Below are 15,785 nucleotides of genomic sequence, written 5' to 3'. Positions count from 1 at the left end.
ACACGTCATGGCAACGCCGTGTCGGGCCTACCGATTACAGCCGCCTCAGCGTGAAATGCATTTGATCGCCCCGCCACTGCAATTGCATGGTAGGCGCAAAAGAACTCTTCTGCTCACACCATTTAGCTAACCAAAGTGGCATTCGTTCATTTTGCGAGTGACGGCTCCTGGCGGTTTGCTACCGTAGCTGGAACTGGAGAAGTGACTGATTACAGCGGCTTTCCGGGTCAGCGTAGGGCCGTTGATGAATCGCCCCATGCCGCGCGCAACTACCTCGTCGGCACACAGGCTACTTTCCCATCATTTCCAACATGCGAACGGTCAAGTACAGCCTGGGCGCCACGCTGTCCAGGTCGGCCCATTCATCCGACGAATGGATACGGTCGCCGACGATGCCCATGCCATCCAGCACGACCGGCTTGGTGGACTTCGGATTGTAGGCGAAACCGGCGTCGGTGCCGTAGCGCATGGCCAATGGTTTGATCGACTTGCCTAACTCCTTATAGATGCCATCGGCCATGGCGGCTAGGCGGTCGCTGTCCGGGTTGCGGCTGAATGGCGGACGGCGGTTTTCTACCCTTACGCTTACCTCAGTTTCAGGTATCAGCTTTTTCTGAATGATCGCGTCTGCATCGGACTGCACGCGCCCAATCTCGCCGAGGTCGGACATGCGCATGTCAGCTGTAGCACTGGCTTTTTCCGGAATGATGTTCACGCGGTCGCCAGACTTTACCACTGTCCAATTAACAGTCGTCCCCTTGGCGCTGCTACCCAAGTCTTTGAGTTGGATGATCTGGTTCGAAAGTTCGACAGCGGCATTGCGCCCGGCTTCCGGCGCGGAGCCGGCATGAGACGCCTTGCCCTTCACATCGAGGTGAACGTAGGCAATGCCGTTGGTCGCAACGGTGACCACGTCCGATTCAGGCGGCTCATAGACCAGCACGTAGTCCTGTTCAGCAGCCAGTTTGGCGATCATGTCACGCGAACCGAGCGAGCTTTTTTCTTCATCCGGATTAAAGAGCACGGTCAGCGTCTTGTAATCTCGAAAACCCCGTTCGCGAGCGATATCCAGCGCGTGGACGATTAGCAGCGCCCCGCCCTTGGCATCGGCCACACCAGGACCGTAAGCCCTGTTGCCCTCGACCCTGAACGGACGTTTCGCAGCTTCACCCGTGCCGAAGACCGTGTCGTAATGAATCATCAGCATGATGTTCCTGGCGCCAATGCCCTGCATTTTTCCAATCACCATATTGCCCGCGGCCGGCGGCGCCGCGACGATTTCGACATTCGCGCCGACTTCCTTCAGCCGCAGCGCTAGCATGGTCTCCACCTGCTTCAGACCCTTCGCGTCGTCTGTGCCGGAATCGAAATTGACCAACGTGGCAAGGTCCTTCATCAAATCATCCTTATGGCTTTGCGCAAGTTGCAGCAGTGCATTATCCGGATTAGCCGTCTGGGCCACGCAAACCGAGGAAGCGGCGCACATCATCACGGTAATGACGGAGACCAACCATTTTTTCTTCATGTTTTTCCGATCAATGATTTTTGAAAGACCGCCTGCAAGCACACATCAAACCGAGGGTGCAAAGGGGGAAGATCGCGTGCCACCGTTTCGTTCTCACATCCCGCAAGTAAATAGGATGTTACTTGATTTCAGACCACCCAAGAGTTACAAAAAGACCCACCTAATTTTCATTTAATAGCTTGACGCGTTCATCGGTATTTTCAAAAGTGCAGTTCTTCCTCTATCGGCCAAGACAAGACCTTATCTGCTAGGCTGGTTTTGGTCCACTACTGTCTTTTAATCGTTATCGTCGACCTCTGCTTTCAGTCTTGAATAAACGCAGTGGTGGCGTATGCAACGGCAATGGGAGGGCAACGACACGAAGAGGCTCCCGCACGGTGGCACGCGCTGGTATTTCAGCGACTTGCTATCAGCGTCGGGCCACGATCTGTTCTCCAGGCTGCTTGAGGCAGCCCATTTAGCGCTCCACCAAGCTACGCCAGCGGTAACGTCACCGTTCCATTTTTCTATCGTCCACCCAAGGCAGGCGCGTAAATGGACGGAACCTCACGCGCCCGAACTTCGCGGGATACATTTCCGGTTGCTGCCGCGGATTCGCTGGTGGAGTGACGAGCCAGGTTTAAGTCGCCGTTCTCAGATGCGGCCTGTCACAGCACCTCAGCAATTGGCAAATCAGACATCTTTCAGACATTGAGCACGGTCGAGCAGACGTCCGCTCGACTACCTTTACACGACCGTATTGCATAGACACGCATAACTACGCCGTTGCTTATCGTCAAAACCGCTTAGTCAACGTCGAGATTTAAGTTTATGGGCGCAATGACTAACTTGGAACGCTCAAACATTTAGAACGCGGCGATGCCGGTTTGTTCGCGGCCCAGGATCAGCGCATGGATGTCGTGGGTGCCTTCATAGGTGTTGACCACTTCCAGGTTCACCATGTGGCGGATCACGCCGAACTCGTCCGAGATGCCGTTGCCGCCCAGCATGTCGCGCGCGATGCGGGCCACGTCCAGCGCCTTGCCGCAGGAATTGCGCTTCATGATCGAGGTGATCGAGGTCGCCGCCGTGCCTTCGTCCTTCATCCGGCCCAGCCGCAGGCAGCCCTGCAGGCCCAGCGTGATCTCGGTCTGCATGTCGGCCAGCTTCTTCTGGATCAGCTGGTTGGCCGCCAGCGGCTTGCCGAACTGCTTGCGGTCCAGCACATACTGGCGCGCGGTGTGCCAGCAGGCTTCGGCCGCGCCCAGCGCGCCCCAGGCGATGCCGTAGCGGGCCGAGTTCAGGCAGGTGAACGGGCCCTTCAGGCCGCGCACGTCCGGGAAGGCATTCTCTTCCGGGCAGAACACGCCATCCATCACGATCTCGCCGGTGATCGAGGCGCGCAGGCCGAACTTGCCGTGGATGGCGGGGGCCGACAGGCCCTGCATGCCTTTTTCCAGAATGAAGCCGCGGATCGCGCCTTCGTCGTCCTTGGCCCAGACCACGAACACGTCGGCGATCGGGGAGTTGGAAATCCACATCTTCGCGCCGGACAGCTCATAGCCGCCGTCGACCTTCCTGGCGCGGGTGACCATGGAGCCGGGGTCGGAGCCGTGGTTGGGTTCGGTCAGGCCGAAGCAGCCTATCCATTCGCCGCGGGCCAGCTTGGGCAGGAACTTCTGCTTCTGCTCTTCGGTGCCGAATTCATAGATCGGCACCATCACCAGCGAGGACTGCACGCTCATCATCGAGCGGTAGCCGGAATCGACGCGCTCGACTTCGCGAGCGATCAGGCCGTAGCTGACATAGTTCAGTCCGGGGCCGCCGTACTGTTCGGGAATGGTTGGGCCGAGCAGGCCGAGTTCGCCCATTTCACGGAAGATGGCCGGATCGGTGGTTTCATTGCGGAAGGCGTCCAGCACGCGCGGCTGCAGCTTGTCCTGGCAGTAGGCAGCCGCGGCATCGCGCACCATGCGCTCTTCGTCAGTAAGCTGCTGGTCCAGCAGCAGCGGATCGTCCCAGTGGAATTGTGCTTTTTGGCTTAAAGTTGGCATAGTTGGTCTCATCATATTGGCAGGGTGTGCGACATAACGCCGTTTCAGTCCGCATCCGGTGGGGCAAGACGGTAAGTTGCGGGCGTGCGGCTCAGCTTGATTGGCGATCCAATGCCGGTATAGCCGTCCGGCATGCGTACCACCATCTGTCGATGCTCGGTATGCGGATGCTCGAGCGCGCTTTTTACGTCGAGAATAGGCGCGCTCGGCACGCCTTCCTGCATTAGGTGCTCTGACAGCGCCTTGCCATCCACCTCCTGCAGCAGCGAGACAAGCCTTTCGCGCAGCGCAGCGCGGTTGGTGGAGCGCGCCTTCGCATCCATGAATTCCGGCTTGTGCGCCAGCGCAGGCTCGCCCAGCACCATGCATAAGCTGGCAAACTGCCTGTCGTTGCCTACGGCTAGGTAAATGGGTTCGGTCTTTGTGGGAAATGCGTCGTATGGATAAATGTTGGGATGCGCATTGCCACTGCGTTCGGGCGTTTTTCCACTCAGGAACCAGTTTGCCGCGTGGGGATGCAATAGGGACAGGCCGCTATCGTACAACGCTGCCTCTACGAATTGTCCCTTGCCGCTGTGCTGGCGTTCCTGTAGAGCCAGCAGCACGCCGATGACCGCATTCAGTCCGGTGACCATGTCGACAACTGGCAGACCGACACGCAATGGATCGCCAGTTGCTTCGCCATTGACGCTCATAATCCCGCTCATTGCTTGAATTGCCGCATCGTAGCCGGGAAGCCCGCCAAGCGGCCCATCTGCGCCGAAGCCGCTGACACGGCAATGAATCAGGCGCGGAAAACGCTCGGATAACGTGTTAAAGCCCAGTCCCCACTTTTCCAGCGTACCAGTTTTGAAATTTTCGACCAGCACATCCGCCTCAGCTAAGAGTTCCAGTAGCGTCTCACGGCCGGATGGCTGAGTCAGGTCGAGCCGCATACCGCGCTTGTTGCGGTTCAATCCCAGGTAATACGAGGCCACGCCGTTGCGGAACGGCGGCCCCCATGCGCGGGTATCGTCGCCCTGCGGAGGTTCAATTTTTAGCACGTCGGCGCCATGGTCGCCCAGTACCTGCCCACAATAGGGGCCGCCAAGGACACGGGAAAGGTCGATCACGCGTATGCCGTTCAGGGCACCTGCAGTCAATGTTGTCATGGTGGTTATCCTGTTGAGGTGGTTAATCGAGCTGGGCGCCCGAGTACTTGACTACCGTCTGCCACTTCGTGATTTCGTTTCTCATAAATGCGCGCAGATTTTCCGGATCGGTGCTGGTCGCCATTTCCAGACCCTGTTCGGCAAGCATTTTTGCCAATTCGGGTTTCTGCAACGCCACCGCGAATGCGTGGTTCAATTTCGCTACGACCTTGGGCGGCGTGTCCGCCGGCGCTACGATGCCGAAGAACACGCTCACATCGAATCCTTTCACGCCCTGTTCCGCAATGGTCGGCACGCCCGGCAATGCCCGCGATGGCGTGGCGGTGGTTACCCCCAGTACCCGCAGCTTGCCGGTTTTGATGAAGGGCAGCGCAGTAAGCACGTCGGTAAAAGCCATGGAAACATGGCCACCGAGCAAATCGTTCAGCGCCGGGCCGGTGCCCTTATAGGGAACATGCTGAAAACTGGTACCTGCCACGCCGTTGAACATCACCCCAGCCAGATGGGAAGAAGCGCCGTTGCCCGATGACGCATAAGTCAGCTTGGTGGCATTCGCCTTGTCATAGGCAATCAGTTCACGCACGTCTTTCGCCGGCACGCTCGAATTGACGATCAGCACATTCGGCAGGTAACCGATGTTGATGACGGGCGTAAAACTGCGCAGCGGATCATAATTCAGCTTCTTGTAAAGGCTGACATTGATGGCCAGCGGCCCGGAGGTGCCGAACATAAGCGTATAGCCGTCGGCCGGCGCCCGCGCCACGAAGTCGGCGCCCAGATTGCCGCCCGCCCCCGGCCGGTTTTCGATGATGACGGGCTGATCCAGCGTTGCCTTCGCCTCGTTGGCGATGGCGCGCGCCATCGCATCAGTCGGCCCGCCTGGCGGGAACGGGACCACCATCGTAATCGGTTTCGCGGGGAAGTCGTTTTGCGCATGGGCGGGCGGTGCGGCAGCCACCAGTCCCAGAAGCAGTGCAGAAAGGAAAAAAGTTGGTTTCATTGTCGTCTCCTGTTATGTGTTACCTATGAAAATCATGGGTGCAGCAGGTTTACTTGGGCCGGGTTAATCCCTGCCGAGTCTTCGTTGAACAAGAGATCCAACCCATCGCCTGAGTCCGCCTGCAGCGGATCACGCGGCATGAGCCGGTGTCTTGCCACAAGTTGCGCCATTGCCATGCGACGCGCCGACCTGGTTGCCGATGCTTCCCATGCCATCGCAATTGCGCTGCTTGCGTGATAAAGGCCGGACGCGGCTTGGCGGGCCAGACCATCGCTGCCTGCCTGGGTTGCCATCTCGGCGAGGCGACAAGAGCGGTCAAGCAGCTCCGACAGCTTTGCTTTCACCGACACATCAATTTCACTGCGATCCAGTAGGCCACTCAAATGTTCACGCAGCACGACGAGGGAGGACTCACGTACGATGGCACGGATCACATCCTGGGCGACGATATTGCTGGTGCCTTCCCATATCGATCCGAGGTGCGCATCACGCACCAGCCGAGGGTCACTCCACTCTTCAATGTAGCCGCAGCCGCCACGCACTTCCATCGCATCGCCAGTAACCCGGCGCGCATCGCGGCACGCACGAAACTTGAGCATAGGCGTAAGGATACGCACCAGTGCATAGGCAGTCGCATCGCCGCTGTCCGAGCGGCGTAACGCTTCCGCGGCCTGGAACATCATGGTGCGGGCCTGCTCGCCCGGCAAAATGATCTTGGCAAGCTGGCGCTGCATCAGCGGCATGTCGATCAGCCGGCGGCCGAAGGCCTTCCGATGGCGCGCAATGTAGAGCGCCTCCGCGGCGGCACGGCGCATCATGCCGGCGGCGCGCACGCCATTCGACAAGCGAGAATTATTCACCATGTCAGCCATCTGGACGAAGCCGCGCCCAAGTTCGCCCACCAGGTAGGCGGTGGCACCCTCCAGCCGGATCTCGCCACTGGCCATCGAGCGCGTGCCGAGCTTGTCCTTCAGCCGGATGATGTGGTAAGCGTTCGGCTTGCCATCCTCCAGCATGCGCGGCAGCAGGAACAGCGACACGCCCTTCATGCCCTCTGGCGCACCCTCTACCCGCGCCAGCACCATCGCCAGCGCCGCATCCGGATTTGAGCAAAACCATTTGTCCCCGGTCAGTTTCCAGGCCGCGCCATCGGGACGCGCCAGGGTCGAGGTGGCGGCAATGTCAGAGCCGGCGCCCTGTTCCGTCATAAACATCGCCCCCTGGGCCAAGCTGTCGAGGTCTTGCGCCAGCAAGGCCGGCAGGTAACGCTCGACCAGTTCGGGCGAGCCGAACTTGCGCAGGGTTCGGGTCAGCGAATCTGTCATCGACAACGGGCAGCAAAGACCGAATTCGGCCTGGACAAAAAGATAGGTCATTGCATATTTCGCGGCGGCCGGCATGGTTGCCGGCCAACCCAGCACGCCTGCGCGATGCGACATGGCTGCCAAGCCAAACTCGGCGAATGCCAAGCGCTCCATTTCCACATAAGCAGGATGCTTCAGGATGCGCTGCTGGTCGACGCCGGTTCGCGTGCGATGCTCCAGTGTCGGCGGATGATGGTCCGCGGTATTGGCCAGCGTATCCAGCGTCCCGCCTGCCAGCTCTCCTAGGCGATGCAGGTGCGGGCGCAGATGCTGCAACAACTCCTCGGGCAGATAGTGGCGTAGCAGCGCTTCGAATTCTCCGTCTTCTTCGAATGCGTTGACCCCGAAACGATCGGGGATTGGCAAATCGACGGCGGCATTTGATCCAATATCCATGGCGGTCTCCTGAAATAGTGATGCCATGTTAGATGTTCATGCATAGCAGTCAAATATTGATTTAAAATAGACCGATACTTAATTTTAATGGTTGCCGGCCTATGGAATTCCGACACCTGCGCTATTTCGTGGTGCTGGCCGACGAATTGCATTTCGGCCGCGCGGCCCAGCGCCTGTCTATCTCGCAGCCACCATTGAGCATCAATATCCAGCAACTGGAAGGATCGCTGGGCGTTACCCTATTTGAACGCAACAGCAAGGGCGTGAAGCTGACGCCAGCTGGGGTAGCGTTTCGGGAAGCGGCCCTGCGTTTGCTCGCAGAGACCGAGCAGGCCCAGGATATCGTGCGCCAAGTGGCGAAAGGAGTGCTTAGCCGGGTGCGTATCGGTTTTGTCGGCTCCATGCTGTATCGCGACATGCCTGAGCGGCTGACCACATTTCAAAAAGCCCAGCCGCGGGTGGAAATCGTGCTCACGGAACTGAACTCGGCGGAACAAATCGATGCATTGTTGCGTGGCCAAATCGACCTTGGTTTTGTACATACCGAGCGGGTGCCGCGGGAACTAGAGAAAATGCTGTATCGGTCAGAGCCGTTTGTCTGTTGCGTGCCAAAAGGACATCCCGCAGTAGGAGAAAAAATGGTGATGTTACATGCCCTGTCCGAAGAACCATTCGTGCTGTTTGCCCGCGATGCTTCGCCCGATTACTACGAACGCATCCTTGCGTTGTGCGCCGAGCAGGGCCTTCAACCGCGTGTCAGACACGAAGTCCGACACTGGCTCAGCGTGGTGTCGCTGGTCTCGAAAGGCATGGGCATTGCGCTGGTGCCTCGCGCTTTGGCTGATTCAGGCATTGCCGGTGTGCATTTTTTGCCAATTCCACAATCAAAATATGTTTCGGATGTCTATTGCGTATGGAATGAACGGGAGATGCCCTCGGTGCTACCTGCACTGCTGGACACCTTCCGTACGTAGGGCATTGACGCTGCTTCCTTATCAATCCAGATTGGTGTCCGATTGGGCTTATTGCAGTATTTGGAAGGCTAGAGGCGTAACCGTTCTTGATCCGGCAACTGTCCTTTAAAAAGCTATCATCAACGTCTGCTTTCACAGGTCAAAGATGTCATCAACACCTTCCGCAACGACGATAGTTCGCGCTGCACGTTCATCATGGATGGCGGGTCAGTAGGCACCCTGGGTCTCATGCAGAACAACGTTGTCTTTGGTGCCGGCAGTGTAATCACCCAAGCCAGCGCCTTCAACAAGACCGACTAACGTGCTGTGGCCGTGGCTTTCGTACCAGAGCGCTTAGCAAAGCATTGATTTATGCTAGTGCACAGCGCTGGACACCTTTTGCCGAATCGCCCCTCATGTTCGCAAAGAATTCAGTTTCCGACGGAAATGAACAGATAATCTTCTGTTGCATCTGAGATCAGCACAGAAGAATTAATAGTTACTCCAAAATACGTTCATTTTTGGAACGAAGGAAAACGGCTGTCAACTTTGAAGCCAAACCAGCTGTACGCTAACACGATTTAAGCACTGGGCAGAGGTGATAATCCAATAGCTTTTCTCTCAGGGAAATTTCACTATCGATTCAAAGCAGTTGTCCAACCGGAATATTTGAATTACGCTAGTTTTCCCAGACTTTTCCAGGCTTTTTGAAATTTCTTTTTACCATACGGTGATAGATTGGGACCTTTTACTCAGGAAGCTCATCGGCTAACAATTTATTCATCAGACCGATCAGCTTCAATCGGTGTTGCCCAATGATTGAATGGGCTCGACGACGTATATACTCACTTCGACATTTCATGAGCAAGGGTTGTTAGAATGAATTACGGAAACGATGAGGTTTGGAGCGTCCGCGTTCTTTTGGCTGCCGCGAACCGGCTGGCTGTGTATGACGACCTGGAAGAAGGTATAGATAACCATTTCACAGCGCGCGTTCCGGGTAAGGAAGATCATTACCTAGTACTCCCGTTTGGCCGACACTGGTCCGAAGCGAGGGCGAGCGACTTGATTGTATTCAACGAAGCTGGCGACGTTCTTGAAGGAAATGGAACCTTGGAACTCAGCGCGCTGAGTATTCACGCTCCTCTTCATCGAATCACCGGTGCGAATGTGGTCCTGCACACTCATCAGACTTGGGCTTTAGCGCTGAACATGATGGAAGACAACCGTCTGCTTCCCGGGAGTCAGACCGCAGCGTTCCTCACGCCACAAGTTGCTTATGACGACGGCTACGAGGGCTTGGCTGCCTCGCTGAGCGAGGGGGAGCGACTTGCTGCCATTCTAGGTACCAAGCAAATTCTTTTTATGAAAAACCACGGCGTTCTCGTGATCGGCGAAACGATCGCGCAGGCTTATCGACGGTTGTATAAGCTAGAGCGCGTTTGCCGCGCGCAGATACTGGCGATGTCTACCGGGCGGCCGTTGGCGCTACTTGACGAGACCACTGTGGAGAAGGTGAGCCGACCAAATCCTCGTAATAGTCATTCGCAGGAAGAGCGTGAGGCGCTCTATTTTGCGGCTATGATGCGGGTGTTGGATCGCGAGATGCCCGGCTATGCGGATTGATGACAAAGGCCAGGCGATTGGTTCTGGCTAGTCTAGTTGCCCTTACTTACGACGTCGACTCCGGCGATGAAGCTTCAGGCCTCGTGCAAGGGCGTCTCATCCGCAAATGGAACGCTGATAGGAAATTTGATCGACGAGGATTGCTACTCAAGAGAGATGCGGCCCTGGCTTCGTCGTAGCTACCGGATTCGGCATTCAGCTACCACTTTCATTTGTGGTCAACAGTGATGCGCGCTCTACACCACAAGAATCTACCTGCACGCCACTGACGAAGCTCGACATTGGGATACGGTCAAGCAACCCCGCACGGGTTGGGCAAGAGTAGCTTCCGCTATCGAATAAAGGCAACCGTCCGCTTTTGACCAGCTGTTGCCGTAGCCTGAACGAAAGAAATCGACCCCCAGCCGCCAGTCGATTCCTCAATCAATGTATGCCAGCTTCCTACATAAAATTGCCGGCTGTAATACTTGCGCCGCGGCCCCGTTCAGTGGGGTCGTCGAGCCTTACAATCACCGGTCCGTCGACAACGGCTTCGATCAAGGTTAGCCGTGAACGCTGGCTTGCTTCGAGGGCGACCGTTTTGCACGGTTGAGCACACGATGAAATCGCTGGAACTGGGAGCATCCGGCCAAGTTCATGACGCGCAGGCAGGAAGCAACGGTGCATGTACCAACACCCAGGATGGCGCTAGCCAGCAATGTCTGCGCTGACTGCCATGCGCGCTTGAAAAACAAGGATTCGGTGATCAAACCCGGTGAAGCTAGCTTGAGGAAGGATTCGCCGTGATCAGCCTCTGATGCCTGAGCTGTCATATGATGATAGAACCTTTCAGGCTTGCCGTCTCGCTCGCATATAGAGGGAAGTCCAATCTTTGGCGAAGCAAATAAGCGTGTTGGTTGCCGGGACGAACTCCGGGCTACTCACCACAGCAGTGAGCGAAGCAACGCTTTATCCGCCAAGCAACAGCAGCAATGGCGCTCTGCCTTAACGGTACCCACGCCGAAGCCCCTTCTCCACCATCGCAAAGCTACTCACGCACCCGACAATTTACTTGCCCCATCGCTACTCACTGGCAAACCATCAAGCTTTCGCTAGATGCCGCCACAACCTCGCTTGCACCGCGGAACTTACCGATGAGTTAATCATTCTGTGAGAGATGTACCAAACAACAGGAACTGCGCTTAGCCCCACCTCCAGCCGGTCGGCGGTCAGTTCCACGCCCCCATGGTCACTCACCGCTCAGCCGTTTCACTAGATCACAGGAAGCAACTCTCCATGGACCACTTCGCCAACATTAAAATTTCAAGGCGCAATATGCTTATCACTAGCGCGATATCGGCAACGGCCTTGGGCGCACCCGTAGTGCCTGGCGCACAGGCCGCGACGCCGCCCGGCAACGACTTGGCGCCGCAGACAGTAGAGGTCTCGCTCGAGGTCAACGGCGAAACCCATCAGCTGGATCTCGACACTCGCACCACGTTGCTCGATGCACTGCGCGAGCACCTGCACCTGACCGGCACTAAGAAGGGCTGCGATCATGGCCAATGCGGCGCCTGCACCGTGATCGTCGACGGCCAGCGCATCAATTCCTGCCTGAGCCTGGCGGTCATGCACCAGACGTCCAAGGTTACGACCATCGAAGGCCTCGGCACCGCCGGCGAGCTGCATCCGATGCAGGCCGCATTCATCAAGCATGATGGCTACCAGTGCGGCTACTGCACGCCGGGTCAGATCTGTTCGGCCGTGGCGACGCTGGACGAAATCAAGCAGGGCATTCCCAGCCACGTGACCGACGACCTCAACGCGCGCCCCTTGCTGAGCGCCGCTGAACTGCGTGAACGCATGAGTGGCAATATTTGTCGATGCGGCGCGTATTCCAACATCGTCGACGCCATGACCGAAGTTGCCGGAGGTGCCGCATGAAAGCCTTTACCTATCTACGAGCAGGCACGGCAGCTCAGGCCGCTGCGGCTGCGCAACAAAATCCACGCGCCCGCTTCATTGCTGGCGGCACCAACCTGCTGGACCTGATGAAGCTGGAAATCGAAACGCCCACCCAGCTGATCGACGTCAACGGCCTGTCGCTCGATAAGATGGAAGCGACGCCAACAGGCGGCTTGCGCATCGGCGCGCTGGTGCGTAACACCGAGCTTGCGGCCAATGAGAACGTGCGTCGTCATTACGCGGTGTTGTCGCGTGCGCTGCTGTCAGGCGCATCCGGGCAACTGAGAAACAAGGCCACCACTGCCGGCAACCTGCTGCAACGCACGCGCTGCCCGTATTTTTATGACACCAACCAGCCCTGCAACAAGCGCAGCCCCGGCAGCGGCTGTTCAGCCATCAATGGCTACAGTCGCCAGCACGCCATCGTCGGTGTCAGCGATGCCTGCATCGCGACCCATCCGAGCGACATGGCCATTGCCATGCGCATCCTCGATGCGGAAGTCGAGACAATACGGCCTGACGGCACGACCCGCGTCATACCGATAGCGGATTTCCACAAGCTGCCAGGTACGACGCCGCATATCGAGAATGCCTTGGCGCCCGGCGAGCTGATCACCGCGGTGACCCTACCGCGGCCAGTCGGCGGCACCCACATCTATCGCAAGGTGCGCGACCGCTCTTCGTATGCGTTCGCGCTAATCTCGGTTGCTGCCATCGTGCAGCCGGACGGCAGCGGCAGGGTTGCCGTCGGCGGCGTGGCGCACAAGCCATGGCGGGTGGAATCGGCGGAACAGAAAATGCCTGACGGCGCCAAAGCGGTTGCCGAAGGCTTGCTGGCCGATGCCAGGACCACCCCTGAAAACGCATTCAAGATTCCCCTGCTCCAGCGCACGTTGCAGTCGGTGCTGACAGAAGCGAAGAGAGGCTGAACCAATGAAATTTACGACCCCCGCAGGCACTAATCCGATCGACCAGCTCAAGGTCATCGGCAAGCCTATCGACCGTATCGACGGCGCAATGAAAACCACCGGGATGGCCCTCTATGCTTATGAGCAGAACAAGGTCGCGCCGAATGCGGTTTATGGCCACGTGGTCGGCTCAGCCATCGCCAAGGGCCGTATCGTATCCATGGACACCAGCGACGCCAAGCGCGCGCCGGGCGTGCTCGCCGTCATCACGGCCGAGAACGTCGGCAAACTGGGCAAGGGCAGCAAGAACACCGCTAAGCTGCTTGGCGGGCCGAACATCCAGCACTATCACCAGGCGATTGCGCTGGTGGTGGCAGAGACCTTTGAGCAGGCGCGTACCGCTGCACAGCTGGTGCACGTGAAATACGCAGCCGAAAAGGGTACCTACAGCCTGGCAGATGCAAAGGGCAAGGCGACCAAGCCGAAAGGCGGAGACAGTCCGCCCGACAGCAAGGCTGGCGATTTCGCAGGCGCGTTCGCCGGCGCGCCGGTCAGGCTTGATGCGACTTACACCACACCCGACCAGTCGCACGCCATGATGGAGCCGCATGCATCGATTGCGTCCTGGGACGGCGACAAGCTCACTGTGTGGACATCAAACCAAATGGTGGGCTGGGGCCACGATGACCTGGCCAAGACGCTTGGCGTCGCCAAGGACAGGGTGCGCCTAGTGTCGCCGTTCGTCGGCGGCGGCTTTGGCGGAAAGCTGTTCCTGCGCACCGAGGCGCTGCTGGCCGCGCTCGGCGCATGGACGGTAAAGCGCCCGGTCAAGGTGGCGCTGTCCCGCCCGATGATGTTCAACAACACCACGCACCGCCCCGCAACCATCCAGCGCATCCGCATCGGCGCCGACCGCAGCGGCAAGATCAGCGCGATCGGCCATGAAAGTTGGTCCGGCGACTTGCCGGATGGACAACCCGAGACTGCGGTCATGCAGACCCGCCTGCTGTATGCCGGCGCGAATCGCATGACCAGCATGCGGCTTGCCGTGCTCGATCTGCCCGAAGGCAATGCAATGCGTGCACCAGGCGAGGCGCCGGGACTGATGGCGCTGGAAATCGCCATCGATGAGATGGCGGAGAAGCTCAAGATGGACCCGGTCGCCTTCCGCATTCTGAACGACACTCAGGTCGACCCTGAAAAGCCAAGCCGTCCGTTTTCCCAGCGCAAGCTGGTGCAATGCCTACGCACCGGTGCCGAAAAATTCGGCTGGAACGCGCGCAACCTGCATCCGGGCCAGACCCGTGACGGCCGCTGGCTGATCGGCCATGGCGTTGCAGCGGCATTCCGCAACAATCTCGTGATGAAGTCCGCTGCACGCATCCGCCTGGACCGTAACGGCACGGTCACGGTGGAAACCGACATGACCGACATTGGCACAGGCAGCTACACCATCATTGCCCAGACCGCTGCCGAAATGATGGGCGTGGGGATGGACAAGGTAGTCGTCAAGCTGGGCGACTCGTCTTTTCCCGTATCTGCCGGATCCGGCGGCCAATGGGGCGCTAACAGCTCGACCGCCGGCGTCTATGCCGCGTGTATGAAGATGCGCGAGGCAGTGTCGAAGCAACTCGGCGTGGATGCCGCCACGGCCGAGTTCGTGGGTGGCATGGTGCGCGCGGGCGGACACTCGATGCCGCTGGCGCAGGCGGCAGAGGGCGGCGAACTCATCGCCGAAGACCAGATGGAATATGGCGACCTGGACAAGAAGTACCAGCAATCGACATTCGGCGCGCATTTTATCGAAGTCGGTGTCGATGCCGCCACCGGTGAGACTCGTGTCCGGCGCATGCTGGCAGTGTGCGCCGCCGGGCGCATCCTGAACCCGAAGTCGGCGCGCAGCCAAGTGATCGGAGCGATGACTATGGGTGTGGGTGCAGCGCTGATGGAAGACCTGGTGGTGGACAAGCGCTACGGCTATTTCGTCAATCATGACCTGGCCGGCTATGAGGTGCCGGTGCATGCCGACATCCCGCATCAGGATGTGATCTTCCTTGACGAGACGGATCCGATTTCATCGCCGATGAAGGCCAAGGGTGTAGGTGAGTTGGGCCTTTGCGGCGTGGCGGCGGCGATTGCGAACGCGGTGTATAACGCCACTGGCGTGCGGGTGCGGGACTATCCTGTCACGCTAGACAAGCTTTTGGCGAAGATGCCGGCGCAGCTGTAAGGGACTGGGCGCTGTCGCGGCGGAATGCATGTGCCGTTGCCCGCGCAGCGACACTTGCAACTAGCTCCGCGCAGCGACAGCTGCAGTTGCGTTTGACGTAAATTTTCGTTAGATGGCGACGCGTCGCCAGGGACTCAAATGGATAAAGCAGCGTCGTCTGTCTGAGCGCAACGAGTTTCCGACGCTTCCCGTTTCAGTTCCTAGCGACGCGGGCAGTCCGCGTAGCGGACCGCCATCGCAGGCCACCTTTTTCGCCCCATTTTTTTCTGGATTTTCTCCATTTATGCCGCGTAGCCCAAGGTATCGATAAGGTAGTCGAACAAGGGACGTGGGATTTGCACCATATCGGGTGGTTTATCCGATATCCATAAATCTTCGCTGCTCCATAGATGCCGGGCACCAACGCAATGGTGTTGGAGAAGGTTGCGCTGTCCTTGCGATACAAGGCAGTTTGTCCGATGGCCGCATTGCTTCTGCTCAAGCAACTCTTTGCCTAACAAAGTCACCATCGAGTACAGCGCCAGAATGACCGGCGTGCTGCGCTCAGTGGCATTGTCGGACCAATGGCGCTGCGTCTCCAGGCCAAGATGGGCACGCGCTTCTTAAAACGTCACCTCGATTTGCCAGTGCTTGGAAACCAGCTCAGTATTTGGAC

10 protein-coding genes are annotated in these 15,785 nt (G+C 58.3%); 5 read left to right on the top strand and 5 right to left on the bottom strand.

The annotated features are described in order from the left end of the window. Nucleotides 1-289: 289 nt before the first annotated feature. The 5 genes from ABC383_RS25460 to ABC383_RS25440 all read right to left on the bottom strand — a co-directional run bounded on the left by ABC383_RS25460 (nucleotide 290) and on the right by ABC383_RS25440 (nucleotide 7,469). On the bottom strand, nucleotides 290-1,525 hold the full coding sequence (locus ABC383_RS25460) for a glutamate carboxypeptidase (RefSeq protein ID WP_413018422.1): 1,236 nt from the start codon (nucleotides 1,523-1,525) through the stop codon (nucleotides 290-292). Between the two features lie 845 nt (nucleotides 1,526-2,370). Beyond that, nucleotides 2,371-3,558 carry an acyl-CoA dehydrogenase gene (locus tag ABC383_RS25455; RefSeq protein ID WP_413018420.1) on the bottom strand — a complete coding sequence of 396 codons (1,188 nt, stop codon included), beginning with the start codon at nucleotides 3,556-3,558 and terminating at the stop codon, nucleotides 2,371-2,373. A gap of 44 nt (nucleotides 3,559-3,602) precedes the next feature. Further along, a complete protein-coding gene (locus tag ABC383_RS25450) occupies nucleotides 3,603-4,709 on the bottom strand; it encodes a CaiB/BaiF CoA transferase family protein (protein ID WP_413018418.1) in 1,107 nt (368 codons plus the stop codon). Nucleotides 4,710-4,731: 22 nt separating this feature from the next. Beyond that, nucleotides 4,732-5,709, bottom strand: a complete 978-nt coding sequence (locus tag ABC383_RS25445) for a Bug family tripartite tricarboxylate transporter substrate binding protein (protein WP_413018416.1) — start codon at nucleotides 5,707-5,709, stop codon at nucleotides 4,732-4,734. A 32-nt stretch (nucleotides 5,710-5,741) separates the two neighbouring features. After that, on the bottom strand, nucleotides 5,742-7,469 hold the full coding sequence (locus ABC383_RS25440) for an acyl-CoA dehydrogenase family protein (protein ID WP_413018414.1): 1,728 nt from the start codon (nucleotides 7,467-7,469) through the stop codon (nucleotides 5,742-5,744). Nucleotides 7,470-7,570: 101 nt separating this feature from the next. Between ABC383_RS25440 and ABC383_RS25435 the strand changes: the two genes are divergently transcribed. From ABC383_RS25435 to paoC, 5 genes are all read left to right on the top strand, one after another. Further along, nucleotides 7,571-8,443, top strand: coding sequence for a LysR family transcriptional regulator (locus tag ABC383_RS25435; RefSeq protein WP_413018412.1), 873 nt, complete (start codon nucleotides 7,571-7,573; stop codon nucleotides 8,441-8,443). A gap of 858 nt (nucleotides 8,444-9,301) precedes the next feature. Then, nucleotides 9,302-10,048: a class II aldolase/adducin family protein gene (locus ABC383_RS25430; protein WP_413018410.1), complete on the top strand. Its 747-nt coding sequence runs from the start codon at nucleotides 9,302-9,304 to the stop codon at nucleotides 10,046-10,048. Between the two features lie 1,275 nt (nucleotides 10,049-11,323). After that, the gene (gene paoA, locus ABC383_RS25425; protein WP_413018409.1) at nucleotides 11,324-11,971 is read left to right on the top strand and encodes an aldehyde dehydrogenase iron-sulfur subunit PaoA; all 648 of its coding nucleotides are present in this window, start codon (nucleotides 11,324-11,326) and stop codon (nucleotides 11,969-11,971) included. Then, a complete protein-coding gene (locus ABC383_RS25420) occupies nucleotides 11,968-12,921 on the top strand; it encodes an FAD binding domain-containing protein (protein ID WP_413018407.1) in 954 nt (317 codons plus the stop codon). Before paoA ends, ABC383_RS25420 begins: the two co-directional genes overlap by 4 nt. 4 nt (nucleotides 12,922-12,925) lie before the next feature. Continuing rightward, nucleotides 12,926-15,130 carry an aldehyde oxidoreductase molybdenum-binding subunit PaoC gene (paoC, locus tag ABC383_RS25415; RefSeq protein ID WP_413018405.1) on the top strand — a complete coding sequence of 735 codons (2,205 nt, stop codon included), beginning with the start codon at nucleotides 12,926-12,928 and terminating at the stop codon, nucleotides 15,128-15,130. Nucleotides 15,131-15,785 lie beyond the last annotated feature (655 nt).

Origin of the sequence: Noviherbaspirillum phoenicis (genome assembly GCF_047237965.1) — a bacterium.
Lineage (GTDB): Bacteria > Pseudomonadota > Gammaproteobacteria > Burkholderiales > Burkholderiaceae_D > Noviherbaspirillum_A.
This window is presented reverse-complemented; position numbering and strand designations above follow the sequence as displayed.

Coding starts and splice junctions, on each gene's coding strand:
- ABC383_RS25450 (WP_413018418.1), bottom strand. CDS start 4,709: ATGACAACATTGACTGCAGGTGCCCTGAACGGCATACGCGTGATCGAC.
- ABC383_RS25460 (WP_413018422.1), bottom strand. CDS start 1,525: ATGAAGAAAAAATGGTTGGTCTCCGTCATTACCGTGATGATGTGCGCC.
- paoA (WP_413018409.1), top strand. CDS start 11,324: ATGGACCACTTCGCCAACATTAAAATTTCAAGGCGCAATATGCTTATC.
- ABC383_RS25445 (WP_413018416.1), bottom strand. CDS start 5,709: ATGAAACCAACTTTTTTCCTTTCTGCACTGCTTCTGGGACTGGTGGCT.
- paoC (WP_413018405.1), top strand. CDS start 12,926: ATGAAATTTACGACCCCCGCAGGCACTAATCCGATCGACCAGCTCAAG.
- ABC383_RS25420 (WP_413018407.1), top strand. CDS start 11,968: ATGAAAGCCTTTACCTATCTACGAGCAGGCACGGCAGCTCAGGCCGCT.
- ABC383_RS25435 (WP_413018412.1), top strand. CDS start 7,571: ATGGAATTCCGACACCTGCGCTATTTCGTGGTGCTGGCCGACGAATTG.
- ABC383_RS25440 (WP_413018414.1), bottom strand. CDS start 7,469: ATGGATATTGGATCAAATGCCGCCGTCGATTTGCCAATCCCCGATCGT.
- ABC383_RS25430 (WP_413018410.1), top strand. CDS start 9,302: ATGAATTACGGAAACGATGAGGTTTGGAGCGTCCGCGTTCTTTTGGCT.
- ABC383_RS25455 (WP_413018420.1), bottom strand. CDS start 3,558: ATGCCAACTTTAAGCCAAAAAGCACAATTCCACTGGGACGATCCGCTG.